Origin of the sequence: Pseudomonas corrugata, from assembly GCF_001269905.1 — a bacterium.
Classification (GTDB): domain Bacteria; phylum Pseudomonadota; class Gammaproteobacteria; order Pseudomonadales; family Pseudomonadaceae; genus Aquipseudomonas; species Aquipseudomonas corrugata.
Map to the genome: position 1 here is coordinate 1 of NZ_LHVK01000017.1, position 654 is coordinate 654.

At 64.4% G+C, this 654-nt stretch carries 1 pseudogene; it reads left to right on the top strand.

Annotated features, from left to right (window positions below):
* A pseudogene (locus AD665_RS21870) lies at window positions 1-219 on the top strand (HlyD family secretion protein); the annotation flags it as partial.
* Window positions 220-654 lie beyond the last annotated feature (435 nt).

Sequence of the window (654 nt, forward strand, 5' to 3'; positions counted from 1 at the left end):
GATGCCCTGCCCGGAGAAACGCTGACAGGAACAGTGCAAAGCCTGGGGCCCGCCAGCGGCGTCAGCTACTCAGCCATAGCTCCCCACAACGCCACCGGCAACTTCACGAAAATCGTCCAACGCCTGCCCGTGCGCATCCGCATCGAGCCTGACCAACCGGCGACAGCGAAACTGCGGGTGGGGATGTCGGTTACGCCGCACATTCGTATTCGTGGCTGATCAGTGCCGGTAACGTCGAATATGCAGCCGCCATCGCGAGCAGGCTCGCTCCCACAGGGTCGGTGTCGGGCGCAACGCCTGCATACACCATAAACCCACTGTGGGAGCGGGCTTGCTCGCGAAGGCGTCGAGTCAGCTGGCATCCATGTTGAATGGGCCGCCGCCATCGCGGGCAAGCCCGGCTCCCACAGGGTCGGTGTCGGGCGCAACGCCTGCATACACCATAAACCCACTGTGGGAGCGGGCTTGCTCGCGAAGGCGTCGAGTCAGCTGGCATCCATGTTGAATGGGCCGCCGCCATCGCGGGCAAGCCCGGCTCCCACAGGGTCGGTGTCGTGCGCAACGCCTGCATACACCACAAACCCACCGTGGGAGCGGGCTTGCTCGCGATGGCGTCGAGTCAGCTGGCATCCGTGTTGAATGCACCACCGCTAT